12 protein-coding genes are annotated in these 17,719 nt (G+C 65.5%); 4 read left to right on the top strand and 8 right to left on the bottom strand.

The annotated features are described in order from the left end of the window. Positions 1 to 7: 7 nt before the first annotated feature. The 4 genes from J0A91_RS13145 to yghU all read right to left on the bottom strand — a co-directional run bounded on the left by J0A91_RS13145 (position 8) and on the right by yghU (position 4,762). Entirely contained in the window at positions 8 to 1,198 is a 1,191-nt protein-coding gene (locus J0A91_RS13145; RefSeq protein WP_069205289.1) for a zinc-dependent alcohol dehydrogenase, read from the bottom strand. After that, the gene (locus J0A91_RS13140) at positions 1,198 to 1,782 is read right to left on the bottom strand and encodes an SRPBCC family protein (protein ID WP_069205288.1); all 585 of its coding nucleotides are present in this window, start codon (positions 1,780 to 1,782) and stop codon (positions 1,198 to 1,200) included. The genes J0A91_RS13145 and J0A91_RS13140 overlap by 1 nt, the downstream gene beginning before the upstream one ends. Before the next feature lie 126 nt (positions 1,783 to 1,908). After that, positions 1,909 to 3,726 (bottom strand): putative bifunctional diguanylate cyclase/phosphodiesterase, encoded by a 1,818-nt coding sequence (locus J0A91_RS13135; protein WP_083224670.1) that lies wholly within the window; start codon positions 3,724 to 3,726, stop codon positions 1,909 to 1,911. 160 nt (positions 3,727 to 3,886) lie between these two features. After that, a complete protein-coding gene (yghU, locus tag J0A91_RS13130) occupies positions 3,887 to 4,762 on the bottom strand; it encodes a glutathione-dependent disulfide-bond oxidoreductase (protein WP_069205286.1) in 876 nt (291 codons plus the stop codon). A gap of 179 nt (positions 4,763 to 4,941) precedes the next feature. On the opposite strand from yghU, the gene J0A91_RS13125 reads away from it, so the two are divergent. Next, a complete protein-coding gene (locus J0A91_RS13125; RefSeq protein ID WP_069205285.1) occupies positions 4,942 to 6,570 on the top strand; it encodes a pectate lyase in 1,629 nt (542 codons plus the stop codon). A gap of 5 nt (positions 6,571 to 6,575) precedes the next feature. Here the strand turns inward: J0A91_RS13125 and J0A91_RS13120 are convergent, their stop codons facing one another. Beyond that, a complete protein-coding gene (locus J0A91_RS13120) occupies positions 6,576 to 7,589 on the bottom strand; it encodes an inorganic phosphate transporter (RefSeq protein ID WP_069205284.1) in 1,014 nt (337 codons plus the stop codon). After that, positions 7,589 to 8,689, bottom strand: a complete 1,101-nt coding sequence (locus tag J0A91_RS13115) for a DUF47 family protein (protein ID WP_240502002.1) — start codon at positions 8,687 to 8,689, stop codon at positions 7,589 to 7,591. Before J0A91_RS13115 ends, J0A91_RS13120 begins: the two co-directional genes overlap by 1 nt. Positions 8,690 to 8,837: 148 nt before the next feature. Between J0A91_RS13115 and malQ the strand changes: the two genes are divergently transcribed. Beyond that, positions 8,838 to 10,805: a 4-alpha-glucanotransferase gene (gene malQ / locus J0A91_RS13110; RefSeq protein ID WP_069205283.1), complete on the top strand. Its 1,968-nt coding sequence runs from the start codon at positions 8,838 to 8,840 to the stop codon at positions 10,803 to 10,805. Between the two features lie 4 nt (positions 10,806 to 10,809). On the opposite strand, the gene J0A91_RS13105 is transcribed toward malQ, so the two are convergent. After that, positions 10,810 to 11,694, bottom strand: a complete 885-nt coding sequence (locus J0A91_RS13105) for an alpha/beta hydrolase (protein ID WP_069205282.1) — start codon at positions 11,692 to 11,694, stop codon at positions 10,810 to 10,812. Positions 11,695 to 11,852: 158 nt separating this feature from the next. Here J0A91_RS13105 and J0A91_RS13100 point away from each other — a divergent pair, with 158 nt between their 5' ends. Further along, positions 11,853 to 13,298 (top strand): family 8 glycosyl hydrolase, encoded by a 1,446-nt coding sequence (locus tag J0A91_RS13100; protein ID WP_069205281.1) that lies wholly within the window; start codon positions 11,853 to 11,855, stop codon positions 13,296 to 13,298. Positions 13,299 to 13,310: 12 nt separating this feature from the next. Here J0A91_RS13100 and J0A91_RS13095 read toward each other — a convergent pair whose 3' ends face one another. Beyond that, a complete protein-coding gene (locus J0A91_RS13095) occupies positions 13,311 to 16,289 on the bottom strand; it encodes a TonB-dependent receptor (protein ID WP_069205280.1) in 2,979 nt (992 codons plus the stop codon). 221 nt (positions 16,290 to 16,510) lie between these two features. Between J0A91_RS13095 and J0A91_RS13090 the strand changes: the two genes are divergently transcribed. Further along, positions 16,511 to 17,716: a rhamnogalacturonan acetylesterase gene (locus tag J0A91_RS13090; protein ID WP_069205279.1), complete on the top strand. Its 1,206-nt coding sequence runs from the start codon at positions 16,511 to 16,513 to the stop codon at positions 17,714 to 17,716. The last annotated feature ends 3 nt before the right edge of the window (positions 17,717 to 17,719 follow it).

The raw sequence follows: 17,719 nt of genomic DNA, 5'->3' as shown, positions 1-17,719 counted from the left end.
TGTATCCTTATGCAGCGGCAGCGGCGAAATCGGGCTTGAGCACGACCTTCGTCACCACATTCTGGTCATCGTGGAACATCTTGTAGCCCTTGGGCGCATCTTCCAGCGCCATCCGGTGCGAGATCAGGAACTCGGTATCGATCTCGCCTTCCATGATCGCGTTGAGCAGCGCGGGCATGTAATGCTGGACGTGGGTCTGACCGGTCTTGAGGGTGAGGCCCTTCTCCATCAGCGCGCCGAGCGGGAACTTGTCGACGAAGCCGCCGTACACCGCCGGCATCGAGACCCGCCCGCCCTTGCGGCAGGCGATGATCGCCTGACGGATCGAGTGCGGGCGATCGGTGCCGAGGAAGGTCGACTTCTTGATCTGGTCGATCACATTGTCGGCGAAGAAGCCGTGCGCCTCCAGCCCGACGCTGTCGATCACCGCATCGGGGCCGATTCCGCCAGTCATCTGCATCAGCGCTTCGTAGGTGGCGGTTTCCTCGAAGTTGATCGTCTCCGCGCCGAAGCGTTTGGCGAGTTCCAGCCGGTGCGGGAAATGGTCGATCGCGATGACGCGCTCGGCGCCCATCAGGAACGCCGACTGCACCGCGAACAGCCCGACGGGGCCGCAGCCCCATACCGCGACGGTATCGCCCGGCTCGATCTCGGCATTTTCCGCCGCCATCCAGCCGGTCGGCAGGATGTCGGAGAGGAACAGCACCTTCTCGTCCGAAACACCGTCGGGGATCACGATCGGGCCGACATCGCTGAACGGCACGCGGACATATTCGGCCTGCCCGCCAGCATAGCCGCCGGTCATGTGGCTATAGCCGAACAGCCCCGACATCGGCTGGCCGTACAGCTCTTGCGCGATGTCTTGATTGTCGGCCGGCAAGCCGTTGTCACACGCCGAATATTGGTGCTTGCCGCAATGGTAGCAGCTTCCGCACGCGATCGTGAACGGCACGACGACACGCTGGCCCTTCTTGAGAGTCGATTTGGCGCCGACGTCGACCACTTCGCCCATGAATTCGTGGCCGAGGATGTCGCCGGCCTGCATCGTGGGGATGTAACCGTCGTACAAATGCAGGTCCGATCCGCAGATCGCGGTCGAAGTGACCTTGATGATCGCGTCGCGCGGATTGAGGATTTCGGGGTCGTCGACGGTATCGACGCGGACGTCGTGCCGGCCATGCCAGGCGAGTGCGCGCATCAGGCCTTCTCCTCTTCGAATTGCTGGCGGGTTCGCGACGACGTCGCGATCTCGCCTGTTTCCATGAGTTGCTTGAAACGGCGCAGGTCGCGCCGTGCCTGGATGGCGGGTTCGCGCTGGAACATTTTGGCGATCAGCTTGCCGATCGCGCCGCCGGGCGGATCGTACAGCACCGTCGCGGTGACGACCGTGCCGCGCGCACCGGCATCGCGAAAGTCGATGCGGCCGCTATTGGGCACATCGGCGCCATCTTCCGAGGCCCAGGCGATCAGTTCGTTCTCGCGTTCCTCGGTGATGACGGCGGTCCACTCCACCGTGCGGCCACCCGGCGCCTTGACGGTCCAGTGCGAACGCCGCTCGTCGATCGGCGAAACGTCGACGACATTGTCCATGAAGCTCGCGAGGTTCCGAAAGTCACGCCAATAGGCGTAGAGTTCGGCGACCGGCCGATTGATCGTCACCGCGCGCGCGACAAGGCTGTCGCCTTTGGGTTCGAGCAGCGCGCCCGTCGCCTCATCGACAGCGCCGGACCGCTTCGAGGTGGCGAGCGGCGCGTCGTCGGTCTGAAAGTCGGCTTCTGCCATAGCGTCCTCCGTGTTGAGTAGGGAAGATCGCATGGCGCACGGGTCCGTTCCCGTCGTTTCCCGAGCGAAATCAATTACCTTACTGATCGAGATTAAGGCGTGGTCGCAAGCGTTACCAACGCGGGGTTATCGCACGCGATCCGCTTCGAGCAGATCCGCCACCGCCGCACCCGCGACCGGAGCGCTGAACAGATAGCCCTGCCCGAAGTCGCAACCATCGTTCAAAAGCGCATCGCGCCGCTCGACCGTTTCGACCCCTTCCGCCACTGTCCTGATACCAAGCCCCTTGCCCAGCCCGATGATGGCGCGAACGATCGTCCAGTCGCACGCCGATGGCGCATCGACGAACGACCGGTCGATCTTGAGGACGTCGACGGGGAATTGCTTGAGATGCGCCAGCGACGCATAGCCCGTCCCGAAATCGTCGAGCGCGATGGTGATACCCGCGTCGCGCAGCGCAGAGATGATCCGCAACACGTGCGCGTCGCTATTGTCGAAAAACACGCCTTCGGTGATTTCGAGTTCGATGCTGGTGGCGGGCACCCCGAACGCGGCGAGGCGCGCGATCAGCTTGATCGCGAAATCCGCGCCGCGAAACTCCATCGCTGAAGCGTTGATCGCGATGCGACCGGTATTCACACCACGCTCGCGCCACGCCCGAACGTCGGCGAGCACCCTGTCCTGCATCCGCTCGCCGAGCGCGAGCGCCAGTTCCGGGTCGTCGAAGGCGGCCGCGATCGTCGCCGGGGGCTGTACGCCGTTCCCCGGGTGGTTCCAGCGCAACAAGGCTTCGAACCCGGCGATGCGCCCGGTGCGAAGATCGATCTTCGGCTGATAATATGGCAGGATCAAATCGCGATCGAGCGCATCGCGGGCGATCGACAGCATCGACAGCCGCTCCTGCATCTGCTGGCGCAATTCTCCGCGAAAATAGCGCAGCGTCCCGCCGCCGCCGCCCTTGGCGTCGTACAGAGCGAGATCGGCGTTCTTGCGCAGCGTGTCGCTCTCCGCCCCGTCCGCGGGATACAGCGCGACGCCGACGCTGCTGCGACAATGATAGGTGACCGCTTCGTAGCGAAACGGGGCGTCCAACGCGGCGACCGCCTGATCGATCGCGGCGATGAGCCGCGCCGTATCAGGCCGCGCGAGGAACAAGGCGAATTCGTCACCGCCAAGCCGACCGACCATCGCCGGCACCTCCGCCGCTTCGCTCAGGCGCGCGGCGACATCCTTCAGCAATGCGTCGCCGGTGTCATGCCCGAACTGATCGTTGACCTGTTTGAAATTGTCGAGATCGAACAGCACGAGCGCGACCTCGGAGCCGGCTTCGGCCGCGCGATGCACAACGGTATCCAGCCCGGCAAGGAACGCCGCACGCGCCCAGATGCCGGTAAGGCTGTCATGCTCGGCCGCCCACCGGATCGAATCCGCGGCCAGCTTGCGGTCGTGAACATCCTCGATTGTGCCGTACCAGCGCAGGATCTTGCCCGACGAGTCTTTCAGCGGCGCCGCGCGTGAACGATGCCAGCGATAGCTGCCGTCGCGCATCCGCATGCGAACCTCGTTGTCGATGTCATGCCCCAGCGATGCGTTACGGCGCCACATCGTCGCGACGTTCTGGCGGTCGTCGGGATGGACCACCGCGAAGAAGCCCTGCCCCCGCACTTCGCCCAGGCTCAACCCGGTTCGCGCCAGACCCGGCTCGTCGATATCGAGGATGTCGCCGTTCGGCCACGCCGTCCATGCGACAAGCGGACTGAGCGCGATGGTATAGCGATACCGCTCCTCCAATTCGCGCGAGGTCTGTTCGAAGCCCGGCGCGCGGCCACCTTCGTCCGCTTCGCCGGGGCGGCTCACGCGCCGTTCCAGGTGTTCGAGAAGATCCTCGTCGAGGCCCATTTTCCAGTCATTGTCGGCCCCAGTCTCTCCATCCTCCCAACCCATCAGCTAAGTGGTTCGTTTTGTTATATTTTAAAACCGCCCCGGGGAGCATTAACAATTTATAGTAACCGCAAATATATACCGAAACGACACGTCGATTGTTCCGCTGCGGCGGACAAATATTTCACCGCTTTCCTATCTATCCGCCGTTTCCGGATCCGCCCTACGCGTTAAGACCGAAGGCATCGAAATCCCTCGCGTCGTGCCGTTCGCGCAGTTGCACATCGCCGACGATGCGGTTGACGATCCGGCCGCGCTTCACCGCCGGGCGCGACGCGATCAGTTCGGACCAGCGCGCGAGATTGGGATAGTCGGCCACGGACAGGAACGTCTGCGCACCATAGGCGCCGTTCAAGACGCCGCCGTACCACGGCCATACCGCCATATCGGCGATCGTATAGGTATCGCCGGCAAGGTAGCGATGGTCGGTGAGATGCGTGTCGAGCACATGCAACTGGCGCTTGGTCTCCATCGCATATCGGTCGATCGCATATTGGATCTTGAAAGGCGCATATGCGTAGAAATGCCCGAAGCCGCCGCCGACGAACGGCGCCGATCCCATCTGCCACATCAACCAGTTGAACGTCTCGGCCCGCGCACGCGGTTCGGTCGGCAGGAACGCGCCGAATGTCTCGGCAAGATAGACAAGGATCGAGCCGCTCTCGAACAGGCGAAGCGGCGGGTCGAGCGAATGGTCCGCCAGCGCCGGGATCTTGGAATTGGGATTGATCGCGACGAAGCCGCTGCCGAACTGGTCGCCCTTGCCGATCTCGATCAGCCACGCATCGTACTCAGCGCCGGCATGGCCGGCCGCGAGCAGCTCTTCGAGCAGGATCGTGACCTTCTGGCCGTTGGGTGTGCCGAGCGAATAAAGCTGGAGCGGATGTTTGCCGACCGGCAACACGCGCTCGTGTGTCGCGCCGGAAATCGGTCGATTGATGTTGGCGAACTGCCCGCCATTGGTGGTGTCCCACGTCCAGACGTCCGGGGGCACGTAGCCGGCGGGCTGGTTGTTCGCGCTGTCGTCGGCATCGGCCATTTGCGTTCTCCACGGGTCAAACGAACTTCACTGCGCCCCGTATCCCACCCGCGTATCCCAACCGCGCGACGCGATCCATCGCGTCATTCTGATGGTTGCGTTGCGACGCTGAAGCCGTATGAATGACACCGGTAACCAAAGACGTCGGAAAGCTATCCGGCACGCCAGGAGAGACTTGGATGCACCACGCCGCCGTCACCCGCCGCGATCTGCTCGCGGGAACCGCCGCGCTCGGCATCGCGGCCGCCGTCGCGCCACGCGCGGCCGAAGCGGCGCCCGCGTCCGCCGCGATCGATGCGGCGATGCTCGGCGCGGCGAAGTACATGGTCGAAAAGGTCAGCCATCAGGGCGGCTACGTCTGGCAGGTGCTGCTCGACCGCTCGCGCGAATGGGGCGAGATGCAGGCCTATCCGACCAGCGTTTGGATTCAGAACCCGGGTACACCGCTGATGGGACAGGTCTTCCTCGACGCCTATCACGCCACCGGCAACGCCTATTTCTACAAGGCGGCGGCTGCGGCGGCCGACGTGCTGATCCGTGGCCAGCACGACAGCGGCGGCTGGAACTATCATTTCGATCTCGCCGGCGAACAGTCGATCCGGCGCTGGTACGATACGATCGGCAAGAACGGCTGGCGGCTGGAGGAATTCCAGCATTATTACGGCAACGCCACCTATGACGACAGTTGCACCGCCGATTGCGCGAAGTTCATGCTGCGCATGTATCTGGAAAAGCGCGAGCAGCGTTACCGGGCTTCGCTCGACAAGGTGCTCGGCTTCGTACTGGCGAGCCAATATCCGGTCGGCGGCTGGCCGCAGCGCTTTCCGTTGCGTGACGAATTCCACGACCACGGCCTGCCCGACTATACCTCGTTCATCACCTTCAACGACGATGTCGCGGCGGAGAACATCGCCTTCCTGCTGATGGTCTGGCAGACGCTCGGCGACGAGCGCGTGCTCGATCCCATCGCGCGGGCGATGGACTGTTTCGTGCGCGCGCAGCAACCCCAGCCGCAACCCGGCTGGGGCCTGCAGCACACCGTCGCCGATCTCAAGCCGGCGAGCGCGCGCACCTACGAACCCAAGGCGCTCGTCTCACACACCACCGCGACCAACGTCGCGCTGATGATGGATTTCTACGAGCTGACCGGCGATCAAAAATTTCTGCGCCGTCTGCCCGAGGCGCTCGACTGGCTCGATTCGATCCGCCTGCCCGCCAGCATCGATCCGCAGCGGCGCTACCCGACCTTCACCGAAGTCGGCACCAACACGCCGATGTACATTCACCGGCGCGGTTCGGATGTCGTCAACGGCGAATATTATCATGATGACGATCCGCGCAACACGATCGCGCACTACAGCTCGTTCCGCTCGCCCGACGTGGCGAAGCTGCGCGCGCGCTATGCCGCGCTGTCGGCGCGCCCGGTCGCGGAAGTCGTCGCAGGGTCCGCACTCAAGGGCAGCCGCCACCCGCTGCCGCGCTATTTCACGCTCGGCGACGTCACGATTCGCGATCTCAAGACGACCGCCCCGAGCACCGTTTCACCGGGGGCGCAGGACGAGGTCGCCGCAATTCTCGCCGCGCTCGATGCCGATCATCGCTGGGTGACGCCGCTGCATACCACCAGCCACATCTACACGCGCGACGGCTATGAGAAACCCGTGCCGGGCGACTTCTCGCACACCTATGTCGGCGATGACACCGATACCTCGCCCTATCCCGATCCGCAGCCCGTGCCGGGGATCAGCACTGCCGTTTTCGCCAAGAACATGGCCGTCCTGATCCGCGCGCGGGCGGCGGCCACCTGACCGGCTTAGAACAAAGTCGTCAGCAGATAGAACAGCGCGCCGACCGCCGCCGAGGCGGGAATGGTGATGACCCACGCGATCATGACGTTGCCGGCGATCCCCCAGCGCACCGCCGAGGCGCGCCGCGCCGTGCCAGCGCCTATGATCGCGCCGGTGATGGTGTGCGTGGTCGAGACCGGAATGCCGAGCCACGATGCGCTGAACAGGATGATCGATCCGCTCAGCGACGCGCTGAACCCCTGATGCTGCGACAATTTGGTGATCCGCGACCCCATCGTCTCGATGATCTTCCAGCCGCCGCTCAGCGTGCCCAAAGCGATCGCGATATAGCAACTCACCGCCACCCAATGCGGCACTTCGAAATGGCCGTGCAGATAACCCGTCGAATAGAGCAGGACGGTGATGATCCCCATCGTCTTCTGCGCATCGTTGAGCCCGTGGCTCAGCGAATAGGCGCCCGAAGAGATCAGGTGCAGCACGCGGAAGCTGCGCTCGGCGCCGCCCGACGTGGCGCGGCGGAACAGCCAGCTCGTCACCAGCATCACCAGCATCGCCAAGATCATGCCGAGCGTCGGCGACAGCACGATCGCGATCAGCGTCTTGTTGAGGCCGACCCACTGGATACCGCCGACGCCGGCATGTGCCACCCCCGCGCCGATCATCCCGCCAACCAGGGCGTGGCTGCTCGACGAGGGGATTCCCTTCACCCACGTCACCACGTTCCAGAACATCGCGCCGACCAGCGCACCGAACACCACGCCGGGCGTGATCAGATCGCGCGCGATCAGCCCCTGTCCGATCGTATCGGCGACCTTGTGCAAGGCGGGAAAGGTGATCGTCAGGAAATAGGCGGCGCCGTTGAACGCCGCCGCGAACAGCACCGCATGCACGGGCTTCAGCAGCCGAGTCGCGACCACCGTGGCGATCGCATTGGCGGCATCGTGAAGCCCGTTGAGAAAATCAAACGCCAGCGCGACCAGAATGAGGCCGATGAGCAGCGGTAACGCGAGTTCGTACATCAGGCGTGATCGATGACGATGCCGTCGATCTCGTTCGCGACATCCTCGAACGCGTCGATGATCCGTTCGAGATGCTTGTAGACCTCGCGCTGAACGGAGAAGCGCAGCGCGTCGATCGGCCCCAGCTCCTTGAACGCGCGTTTCAGCCCGGCGGTGTGGATGTCGTCGCCGTGGCTCTCCATCCGCACCAGCCGCTCGGTCAGTTCGTGGAGTCGCACACCATTGCGCGCGACATCGCGCAGCAGCGGCATCGCCTCGGCGGTGAGCCGCGCCGCATCGACGATGATCGCGGCCATGTCCTTCATTTCCGGCTCGAACACGGTCATGTCGTACATGTCGATCGCCTGCACCGCCGCCTGCATCTCGTCGATCGCATCGTCGAGCGAACCGATCAGGCTGGTGATCGCGCCGCGATCGAAGGGGGTCAGGAAGGTCTCGCGAACGGTGGTCAGCACCTCGCGGATGATCTCGTCGGCGTCATGCTCGCGCTCGATCACCTCGCGGATATGCTCGCGGTCGCCATCCTGCAGCAGCCGCGACAGCGCGTTCGCGCCGGCGACGACGGTCATGGCATGCGCCTCGAACAGATCGAAGAAATTGCCTGACTTCGGAAGCAATCTTTGAAACCACGCAAACATGCCACTCACCTTCGATCGCGCGGCGACGGCATGGAGGATGCCGGTACGCTGCGCTGCCGCCCTGAATTCCGCTTGGCCGAAAGATCGGATCAGGTCACGCAAATCCGGTTCGTCGACCATTTCCGCCGCTTCGGCGAGGCTGACCCAGCGCCGTTCCCGCTGCGCCTGCTCCTTCCAGGCGGTGAGTTCGTTGCTGACGGCGAGCGGAAAAACGTCGACATCGATCAGCAGCGATGCGCCACTGCGGCGTTTCTTGCGGTAGCGGTAGGAGCCGAGCGGCTCGGGGCAGATCAGCCCCTGCACGCCCGCCTCTTCCTCGGCCTCCAGCGCGGCGGCGGCGTGTGCGCTCATTCCCGCCGGGTGGTTGCCCTTGGGGATCACCCAGCGCCGCGTTTCGCGCGACGTGACCAGCAGGATTCGGACCGGCGCATCGATCGCATGTGCTTCGGAGCGGTACGGCAAGGCGGCGATTTGACGGATGGGTATGCTCCGATGGGGTGCAAGCCGAGTCTGTTACAGATTTACGGCATTGCTTCCAGCCGTTTCCAACGCAACCAAGCGCGAGATCGCGCTTTGACACGATCGACCGACCAGAGGAGTGAATCGAACCATGAGCACACTCCACGACCACGCACGCGCCGCCGGGCTACAGATCGACTGGGAAGATGCGCAGGGCAAGCCGCAGCGTGTCTCCGACGAATCGCTGACGGCGATCCTCGCCGCGCTCGGCGACCCAACGCCGGACGACCCGGCTGCGTGCGACTTCGTCAGCGGCGATGCCGGGCGGCCGATCGCCCTCCCCTCGGGCTGCGGCGCGGCGGGGCTGGCCGACGTGGTCTTCGAGGATGGCAGCCGCAGCGACATCATGCTGACGGAAACCGGCGACCGCCTCGAAATCCCGGCGATCGCCACCCCCGGCTACCATCGCCTCATCGTCGGTGATCGCGAAATCCGCCTCGCCGTCGCGCCGTCGCGCTGCTTCTCGGTCGCGGACGCGGTCGGCAGCCGCCGCATCTGGGCGCCGTCGGTCCAGATCGCCGCGTTGCGAGACGGCTCCGCCACCGCGTTCGGCGATTTCGGCACGCTCGCCAACACCGCCCGCGCTTTCGCCGCGCGCGGCGCCGATGCGCTCGCGATCAGCCCGGTCCACGCGCTGTTCCCCGCCGACAGCAGCCGCTTCAGCCCCTATGCGCCATCGACCCGGTCCTTCCTGAACGTCCTCTACGCCGATCCGGCGCTCGCCGGCGCATCCGCCAGCACCCCGCCAAGCGGCGACCTGATCGACTGGCATCACGCCATCCCCGAGCGGCTGCGCATCCTGCGCGCAGCCTATGACGCCCGCCCGGAAGCGATCCGCACCGAAGTCGCCGCCTACGCCGACGACGGTGGCGAAGACCTCGAACGCCACGCCCGCTTCGATGCGCTGCACGCGCATTTCTTCGCGCGCACCGGCGCACGCGGCTGGCGGGACTGGCCGGTGGCCTATCACGACCCCGCCAGCGCAGCGGTCGCCAGCTTCGCCACCGAACACGGCGAAGAGGTCGGCTTCTACCTGTTCCTGCAATGGCTCGCCGCGCGCAGCCTGCAAGCCGCGCAGCACGCCGCCACCGATGCCGGCATGGGCGTCGGGCTGATCGCCGATCTCGCGGTCGGCATGGACACCGGCGGCAGCCATGCCTGGAGCCGCCCCGACGATCTGCTCACCGGCCTGTCGATCGGCGCGCCGCCCGATCCGCTCGGCCCCGACGGGCAAAGCTGGGGCATCACCGCTTTCGCGCCGCGCGCGTTGCAGCGCACCGGCTTCGCGCCGTTCATCGCGACGATGCGCGCCGCGATCGGCCACGCGGGCGGCATCCGTATCGACCACGCGCTCGGGCTACGTCGGTTGTGGGTGGTGCCCGAAGGCGCGTCGCCCACCGAGGGCGCGTATCTGACCATGCCGATGGAGGACATGCTCCGCCTCATTGCGCTCGAATCGCACCGCGCCCGGGCAGTCGTGATCGGCGAAGACCTCGGCACCGTGCCCGAGGGTTTCCGCCCGGCGATGGACGAGCGGGCAATGCTCGGCATGCGCGTGCTGTGGTTCGAGCGTTACGCGGACGGCGGCTTCCGCCCCCCCGCCAGCTACGCCCGCGACGCGGCGGCGATGACTGGAACGCACGACCTTGCCACCGTCGCCGGCTGGTGGCGCGGACGCGACATCGACTGGACGTGGCGGCTCGGGCGCAGTTCGTCCGCCGCCGACGAAACCGCAGATCAGGCAGCGCGGGCCGAAGACCGCGAAAGGCTGTGGAGCGCCTTCGTGACGGCGAATGTGGCGGACGGACCAGAACCCACCGCACAGGAGCCAGCCCCCGCCGTCGATGCCGCGCTCGCCTTCATCGGTTCGACCCCGTCCGCGCTGGCGATCGTGCCGTTCGAGGATGTCATCGGCGCGGTCGAACAGCCCAACCTGCCCGGTACGATCGACGAACATCCCAACTGGCGCCGCCGCATGCCAGAGGCGACCGACGCGCTGCTCGCGCGCGCCGACGTGACCGCGCGGCTCGCCACGCTGGACGCGACGCGCCGGGCATGAGCGGTCACCGCGCCGGCGGGCGCGGGGATAGCCAGCCGCCGTCGGCGAGCCAGTCGTTGAGCCGGTCGGGCCAATGCAGGATGCCGATGCGGTTCGACTCGTCGAGATTGAAGGCGTGGCCGCTGTCGGCATACATGTGCAGTTCGGCCTGCACGCCCGCCTTGCGCAACTGCTCGTACAGCGCGACAGACGGCGCGGCGCAGCACGGATCGAGGCTGCCGGCGGTGATGAACGCCGGCGGCGCGGATGCGGCGGCGGTGCCCGGAATGCCGAGCGGGCCGGGAAAGACCAGCACCTGGAAGTCGGGCCGCGCCGAAAGCGAATCGATCGCGTCGGTCTTCGGCCGCCCCGCCGGTTCGGGATTGTCCGCGATCAGCGAGACGAGTTCGCCGCCCGCCGAAAAGCCCATCACGCCGACCCGCGCCGGATCGACGCCATACTCCGCCGCATGCGCGCGCACCCAGCGCACCGCCCGGCGTGCATCGTCCGCAGCGTCGCCCTCGATCGAATACGGCGAGCCGGGTTCGCGCGCGAGCCGGTATTTGAGCACGAACGCCGAGATGCCCATCCGGTTGAGTGCGGTCGCCGCCTTGGTGCCTTCGTTGGTCCAGACGAGGATCTTGTGCCCGCCGCCGGGAATGACGACGATCGCCGCGCCATTGTTGTGCGCGGGCAGCGCCGGGAACGCGAGTAGCGACGGAGTGCGGACGTTGCGCACCCAATAATCGCGCGCCACCTCGGGCGTGACCAGGCGCGTATCCTTGCCGGGCGGACCTTTGGGCCAGAGCGGGATCGAGACGAATGTGGGCGGCGGGACCGGATCGGGGTCTTGGGGCGCATTTGCGAGCAGCGCGGCGCAGGCCAGCAGTATCCATCCGGTCTTGCGCATCAGGTCTCTCCCATGACTCGGCCGTTGCCTGCCGTTACCGATATCATAGCAGCGGGCGTGGGATACGGAAGCGCGATTGCGCTTCCAGATCCGTGCTTTATGGTTGCGCTATCATAATACCGATCGGCGGATGCCGGCGGTTTGCGAGAGGATGTACAATGGCTATCAATCGTCCGCGCGCTACGATCCTGACCGCCGCGATCGCCGCTGGTCTGCTGGCGATCGGCCCGGCGTTCGCGCAGCCGCCCGCGCCGGCCACACACTTTCCCGGCGACGGCCAAGGCGCGTTCAAGACTCACCGCTACCGCGATCTCTTCGCCGAGCAGCTCGGCACCAAGCCGGGCGCGGCGCGGGCCAAGATGGAGGCGGCGTTCCAGCAATTCTTCCACGGAGACGGGCAGGAACAGCGCGTCTATTTCGAGACCGGCGCCAATGCCAATGGCCCGCTCGCCTACATCACCGACTGGGCGAACAACGATGCCCGCACCGAGGGCATGAGCTACGGCATGATGATCGCCGTCCAGCTCGGCCACAAGCGCGAGTTCGACGCGCTGTGGAACTGGTCGAAGACTCACATGCTCGTCACCGATCCCAAGAACCCCTCGGTCGGCTATTTCGCCTGGTCGATGGCGACCGACGGATCGCCGCGTTCGACCGGCGCCGCGCCTGACGGTGAGGAATATTATGCGATGGCCTTGCTGTTCGCCGCGCGGCGCTGGGGCAATGGCAAGGGCATCTACGATTATCAGGCCGAGGCCGATCGCATCCTGCGCGGTATGCGCCACCATCCGCTGCTGACCGGAACCCCGCCGTTCCGCATCCACCCCGGCGATGCGCCGTTCGTCGAACCCGACGTGCCGTGGCCAAGCCTCAACAATCGCGCGGCGGCTGCCGAGGCGGCGAAAGCGGGCACGCCCTGGCCGCCCTACCACCCCGACCGCCGCCCGCGCCCCGTCACCGTTGGACCGATGGTGGATGAGGCGCATACGATGGTGCGTTTCGTGGCGGAGACCAATGTCGAAGGCACCGACGCCTCCTACCATCTGCCCGCCTTCTACGAATTGTGGGCGCGCTGGGGTCCGGTCGAGGATCGCGCCTTCTGGGCGCGCGCCGCCGATGCCAGTCGCGCGTTCTTCGTCACGGTCACCGACCCGAAGACCGGCCTTGCCCCGGATCGCAGCCATTTCGACGGATCGACGATGCTCACGCGCGACGGCAAGCCCGATCCGTTCGGCTATGATAGCTGGCGCACGGTCAGCAACTGGTCGGTCGATTACGCCTGGTGGGGCAAGGATTTGCGCCAGCGGGTGCTGAGTGACCGCGTGCAGGGCTTCCTCTCTGCGCAGGGTATCGACCGCTTCGCCGACCGCTACACGCTCGATGGCGAGCCGCTCTCGACCCGCCACTCGCCGGGCATGCTCGCCGCCGCAGCCGTGGGCGGCTTCGCGGCCACGCCCGGTGCGAACTCGAAGGCGTTCCTCAGGGCGCTGTGGGACATGCCGCTGCCGACCGGCGAGCAACGCTATTTCGACGGCATGCTCTATCTGATGAGCATGCTCCATTGCAGCGGCGAATTCCGCATCATTGACGGGCGGGAGCGCTAGGCGCTCCCTCCCTCAGAACCGCGCGTTGACGCCCACCGCGAAGGTACGGCCCACGCGCGTCTGGTACAAAGTGTCCTTGCGCTGGCTGTCGGTATAGAGCCGGTTCTGCTGATCGGTGAGGTTCTGCGCCTCGATGATGAGCTTGAAATTGTCGGTGATGTTGTACGAGGCCGACGCATCGACATAGGTGGTCTGCGCATTGCCTTGCAGATCGCTGCCCGCCGAGGCCGGGATGCCGCGAATGAACGGCCCGCGATAATTGACCGTGCCACGAATGCTGAACTTGCGGTCCTCGTAGTAGAGCGTTCCCGAAGCGGTGTTCTTGGACAGGCCGACGAGATCGTTGGTGGTGGTCACGGTGCAGACCCCGCCCACGCTGGTCAGGCAGTAATTGATCCGCGACGTGACGTGGGTGTAATTGCCGAGCGCGCCGAAATTGCTCAGGAAACCGTGCAGGAAGGTGAACGGCAGTTGCGCGTTGATCTCGACGCCCTTGAGCTTGCCGCCCGGCGTGTTGACCGGGCGCGTCACGCTGAACAATTCGGTCGGCTGGGTGTTGCTGCCGTCGAGCAGCGCCACCGGCAGGCCGAGATCGGTATACGGCACCAGGCTGGTCACGCTCTGGATGTAGGTCTTGATATCCTTGTAGAAGAACGCAGCCGACAGCAGCGAGCCGGGCCGGAAATACCATTCGAGCGCGGCATCGAAGGTGTTCGCGCGGATCGGTTCGAGCAGAGGGTTATTGACCGTGCCGGTGCGGGTGACCGGGTTGACGCCGCTGGTCGGCGTGAGGACGCCCAATTCGGGCCGCGACATCACCTTGGCGCCGGATACGCGCAGCAGCAGGTTCCTGACCGGCTCGAACACGATGTTCGCGGAGGGCAGCCAATCGTCGTAACTGCGCGTCACCGCGCCATAGAGTCCGGTCACGCCGGTCGGCGAGGCGGGGCTCGCGACGGATACATAGCCTGAAGAGAATTGCAGCGTGTTGATGTACCGCACGCCGACATCACCACGCACGCCGAAACCGATCGCATCGGTCAGATCGAACACGCCCATCGCGAACGCGCTCCTCTCCTCCTCGCGGACGATCGGCTTGGGGCTACCGCATTCGATGGTGCAACTCCGCGACGCGCCGAGGTTGGCGGTGTCGTAGAGCTTCTTCCAGTCGAGCGTCGCCCAGCTCGCGGGCGCGCCATTGCCCCACAACGCGCCGAAGTTGCTGATCTGCGACGAGATGCTGGCAAGCGACGTGCCGGCGGGCAGCGCCTTCACCAGCGTGTCGGCGGTGTAATAGCGCGTATCGATGCCCGATTGTTTCGACTGGCGATATTGCGCGCCGCCGCGCAGCGTGAGCGCGTCGTTGATCTCCCAATCGGCTTCGAATTCGGCCAGATAGCCGTCGGTCGTGGTCTTGGCCGGCTTGCCCTGGAGCGAGAAGCCGCCGAGCACGGTGCCGTCGGCGAGGCCCGGCGCATAGTTGAAATTGGCCGGGTTGGTGACGTCGAACCCGAAACCGAGCAGCGGGGTGGTGCCGCCCTTGCGATAATCGAGCGTGAAGCTCTTATCGATCGCGTCCATGAAATACTGGATACGCTGGTGATCGTCGAAGACCGACTGGTTGAGGCCGAACTTGCCGGTGATCTTCAGCCGGTCGGTGAAGCGGTGCATGAAGTTGAGATTGGCCTGTTTGAACGACGAGGTGAAATCGGCGTGCAGGCCCTCGGAGCGGATATCGACGCCGTTGAACGCGCCATATTGTACCGATCCCAGCGAGGACAATTGCAGATCGGTGACGGAGGTCATCGGCTGGCCGTCGTTCGAAGCCGACCGGCCGAACGAGATGGCCCCGAGATAATTGTCGTCGCGGATGACGTGGAAGCGCGAATACAGCAGGTCGAGCGAGATGTCGGTGTCGTCGCCATCCTTGAACTGGAGCGTCAGCGTGCCGGCGATCCGCTCCTGGCTTTGCGTCGAGTTGAGGTAGCGCGGAATGCGCGGGAAGAACGCACCACTGCCGGCGGTGTTGGGCGCATCCGCCCGGCGCGCGTTGACGATCGTGTTATAGGCCGAAAGACTGCCGGTGCGCGGATTGTTGGTGCTGCAATTGGTCGCCGTGACACCGCGAAGCGCGAGCTGTGCCGGGGTCTGGCCGGCGGTGTTGATCGGCGCGCCGATCGGCGAGCAGAAGCCGCCGTTGGTGTTGGCCGACAGGATATCCACCGCCGAATAGCCCACTTCGCGCAAGTGGCGTTGGTTGTAGGCGACCGAGCCGAGGATGCCGAAGCGGCCCTCTCCGAATTTCTTCGATATCAGCGCGGATACGCGCGGATCGGCGCGCTTGGAGATTTCGCCGTAGATCGCCCGGCCGGTCGCCGCGACGACGAAATCGTCCTTCTGGTCGAGCGGATGCGGCGCGGCGAGATCGACCGTCGCGCCGAGCGAGCCTTCCTCGACATCCGCCGACGGCGTCTTGCGTACCGATAGCGATGAGAAGATTTCGGTCGGGAAGACGTTGAAGTCGAAGCTGCGGCCGGTGTTGCCCGCGCCGTAGATGTCCGAGCTGCCGGTCTGCGAAACGCCTTCCATCCCGTTGATGCGAACGCGGGTGAACTGCGCGCCGAGGCCGCGCACCGAGATGTTCTTGCCCTCGCCGCCGTCGCCCCGCGCGAGCGCAACGCCCGGAATGCGCTGCATCGATTCGGCGAGGTTCGAATCCGGGAACTTGCCGATGTCCTCGGCGACGATCGAATCCACCGCAGCGGTTTGCGTGCGCTTGAGGTTGAGCGCGCTGTCGAGCGAGGCGCGGAAGCCGGTGACGACGATATCCTGCACGTCCGAGTCGGACGGCGGCGTGGCGGTCGGTTGCGGTTTGGCGTCGTCGGTGGGGGTCTGGGCATATGCGGGAAGTGCGGTCCCGGCGGCGATCATCAATGCCACACCGGACGTGCAGTGAAGCCACGCCGATGTCTTCTGGAACGCACGTGCCATGTCAAACCTCCCCTTTTGATAGCATCTTTATTGTCCCAATGTTCTACATTGTGGAACTTAGTTCATGTATATGGTTTAGAATCGCACATTTGAAAAGCCGAAAAGTTACGTTGACGCGCTCAAAGTCCCTACATATGAAAATGTACCGTATTTTGTGGGACTATTCGAACGAGAGCCGAGACCTGTCGTTCGGGCGGATATCCGTCGGAGAGGATGCATCATTGCCTGCCAGCGCCGCCGTCGCACTGCTGCTGGCCGCCGCGTCGCCGGCGGCGGCGCTACATTTTGATCTGTCGGCGAACACGCCCGACCGCCAACCCTATCAGGTTGGCGGGCACGGCATCGAACCGGGCGGCTCCAGCACGGACTTCGCGTTTTCCGTGGCGGTGCCGGAGGGGCTGTACCGTGTGACGGTGCGGCTCGGCGACCCGCGTGTCACCGGCGAGACCACCGTCAAGGCGGAAGCGCGCCGGCTGGTGCTCCGGGGTGTCGCGACGCGCGCCGGTCAGGTCGTCACCCGGAGTTTCCTCGTCGACGTACGCACCCCCGCCCTGCCCGCACCGCCGCCCAATGCGCCCGGCGGGAGCGCGGTGCGGATCGACGCACGCGACCGCGCCGAATATACTTGGGACGACAAACTGACGCTGGAGTTCCTCGGCGATCCGCGCGTCACCTCGGTCGATATCGCATCGGCGACCGCGCCGACGCTCTACCTCGTCGGCGATTCCACCGTCACCGATCAGTCCGCCGAACCCTATGCGAGTTGGGGGCAGATGCTACCGGCAATGCTCGACGATAGTATCGCGGTCGCCAACCACGCGCGATCGGGCGCGACGCTCAAGAGCTTCCTGACCGATCTGCGCTTCGACAAGGTGCTGTCGCGGATCAGGCCGGGCGACTGGCTGTTCATCCAGTTCGGGCACAACGACCAGAAGGCGGAATGGCCGCAGACCTATGCCGCGGCCGACACCACGTACCCGGCATATCTCGCCGCTTATGTCGCCGAGGCGCGGCGGCGTGGCGCCTATCCGGTACTGGTGACATCGCCCGAACGGCGCACCTTCGACGCGCGGGGACGGATCAAGGCTACTCTGGGCGGCTATCCGCAGGCGGTGCGCGCGCTCGCGAAAGCGCAGCATGTGCCGCTGATCGACCTCAACGCGGATAGCCGCGCGATCTATCAGGCGCTGGGGCCGACGGTGGCGCCACGCGCCTTCGCGAACGCCGGCGCCGACTTGACCCATAACGACAATTACGGCGCGTGGCTGCTCGCCAGCGCGGTCGTCGAGCGGATACGCGCCACGATCCCGGCACTCGCCCAGCACATCGTCATGCCGCGCTTCTCGCCCGATCATCCGCCCTTGCCCGCCGCGGTGACGATCGTCGCCAGCGCCGGGCGCGCCGCCGAGCGCCCGGCTGGGAGTTGAAGC

The organism is Sphingomonas panacis (assembly GCF_001717955.1).
GTDB classification, from domain to species: Bacteria; Pseudomonadota; Alphaproteobacteria; order Sphingomonadales; family Sphingomonadaceae; genus Sphingomonas; species Sphingomonas panacis.
This window is presented reverse-complemented; position numbering and strand designations above follow the sequence as displayed.

Excerpts from the sequence above, each read along its gene's own strand:
- J0A91_RS13145 (WP_069205289.1), bottom strand. The coding sequence starts at position 1,198 with ATGCGCGCACTCGCCTGGCATGGCCGGCACGACGTCCGCGTCGATACC.
- J0A91_RS13140 (WP_069205288.1), bottom strand. The coding sequence starts at position 1,782 with ATGGCAGAAGCCGACTTTCAGACCGACGACGCGCCGCTCGCCACCTCG.
- J0A91_RS13135 (WP_083224670.1), bottom strand. The coding sequence starts at position 3,726 with ATGGGTTGGGAGGATGGAGAGACTGGGGCCGACAATGACTGGAAAATG.
- yghU (WP_069205286.1), bottom strand. The coding sequence starts at position 4,762 with ATGGCCGATGCCGACGACAGCGCGAACAACCAGCCCGCCGGCTACGTG.
- J0A91_RS13125 (WP_069205285.1), top strand. The coding sequence starts at position 4,942 with ATGCACCACGCCGCCGTCACCCGCCGCGATCTGCTCGCGGGAACCGCC.
- J0A91_RS13120 (WP_069205284.1), bottom strand. The coding sequence starts at position 7,589 with ATGTACGAACTCGCGTTACCGCTGCTCATCGGCCTCATTCTGGTCGCG.
- malQ (WP_069205283.1), top strand. The coding sequence starts at position 8,838 with ATGAGCACACTCCACGACCACGCACGCGCCGCCGGGCTACAGATCGAC.
- J0A91_RS13105 (WP_069205282.1), bottom strand. The coding sequence starts at position 11,694 with ATGCGCAAGACCGGATGGATACTGCTGGCCTGCGCCGCGCTGCTCGCA.
- J0A91_RS13100 (WP_069205281.1), top strand. The coding sequence starts at position 11,853 with ATGGCTATCAATCGTCCGCGCGCTACGATCCTGACCGCCGCGATCGCC.
- J0A91_RS13095 (WP_069205280.1), bottom strand. The coding sequence starts at position 16,289 with ATGGCACGTGCGTTCCAGAAGACATCGGCGTGGCTTCACTGCACGTCC.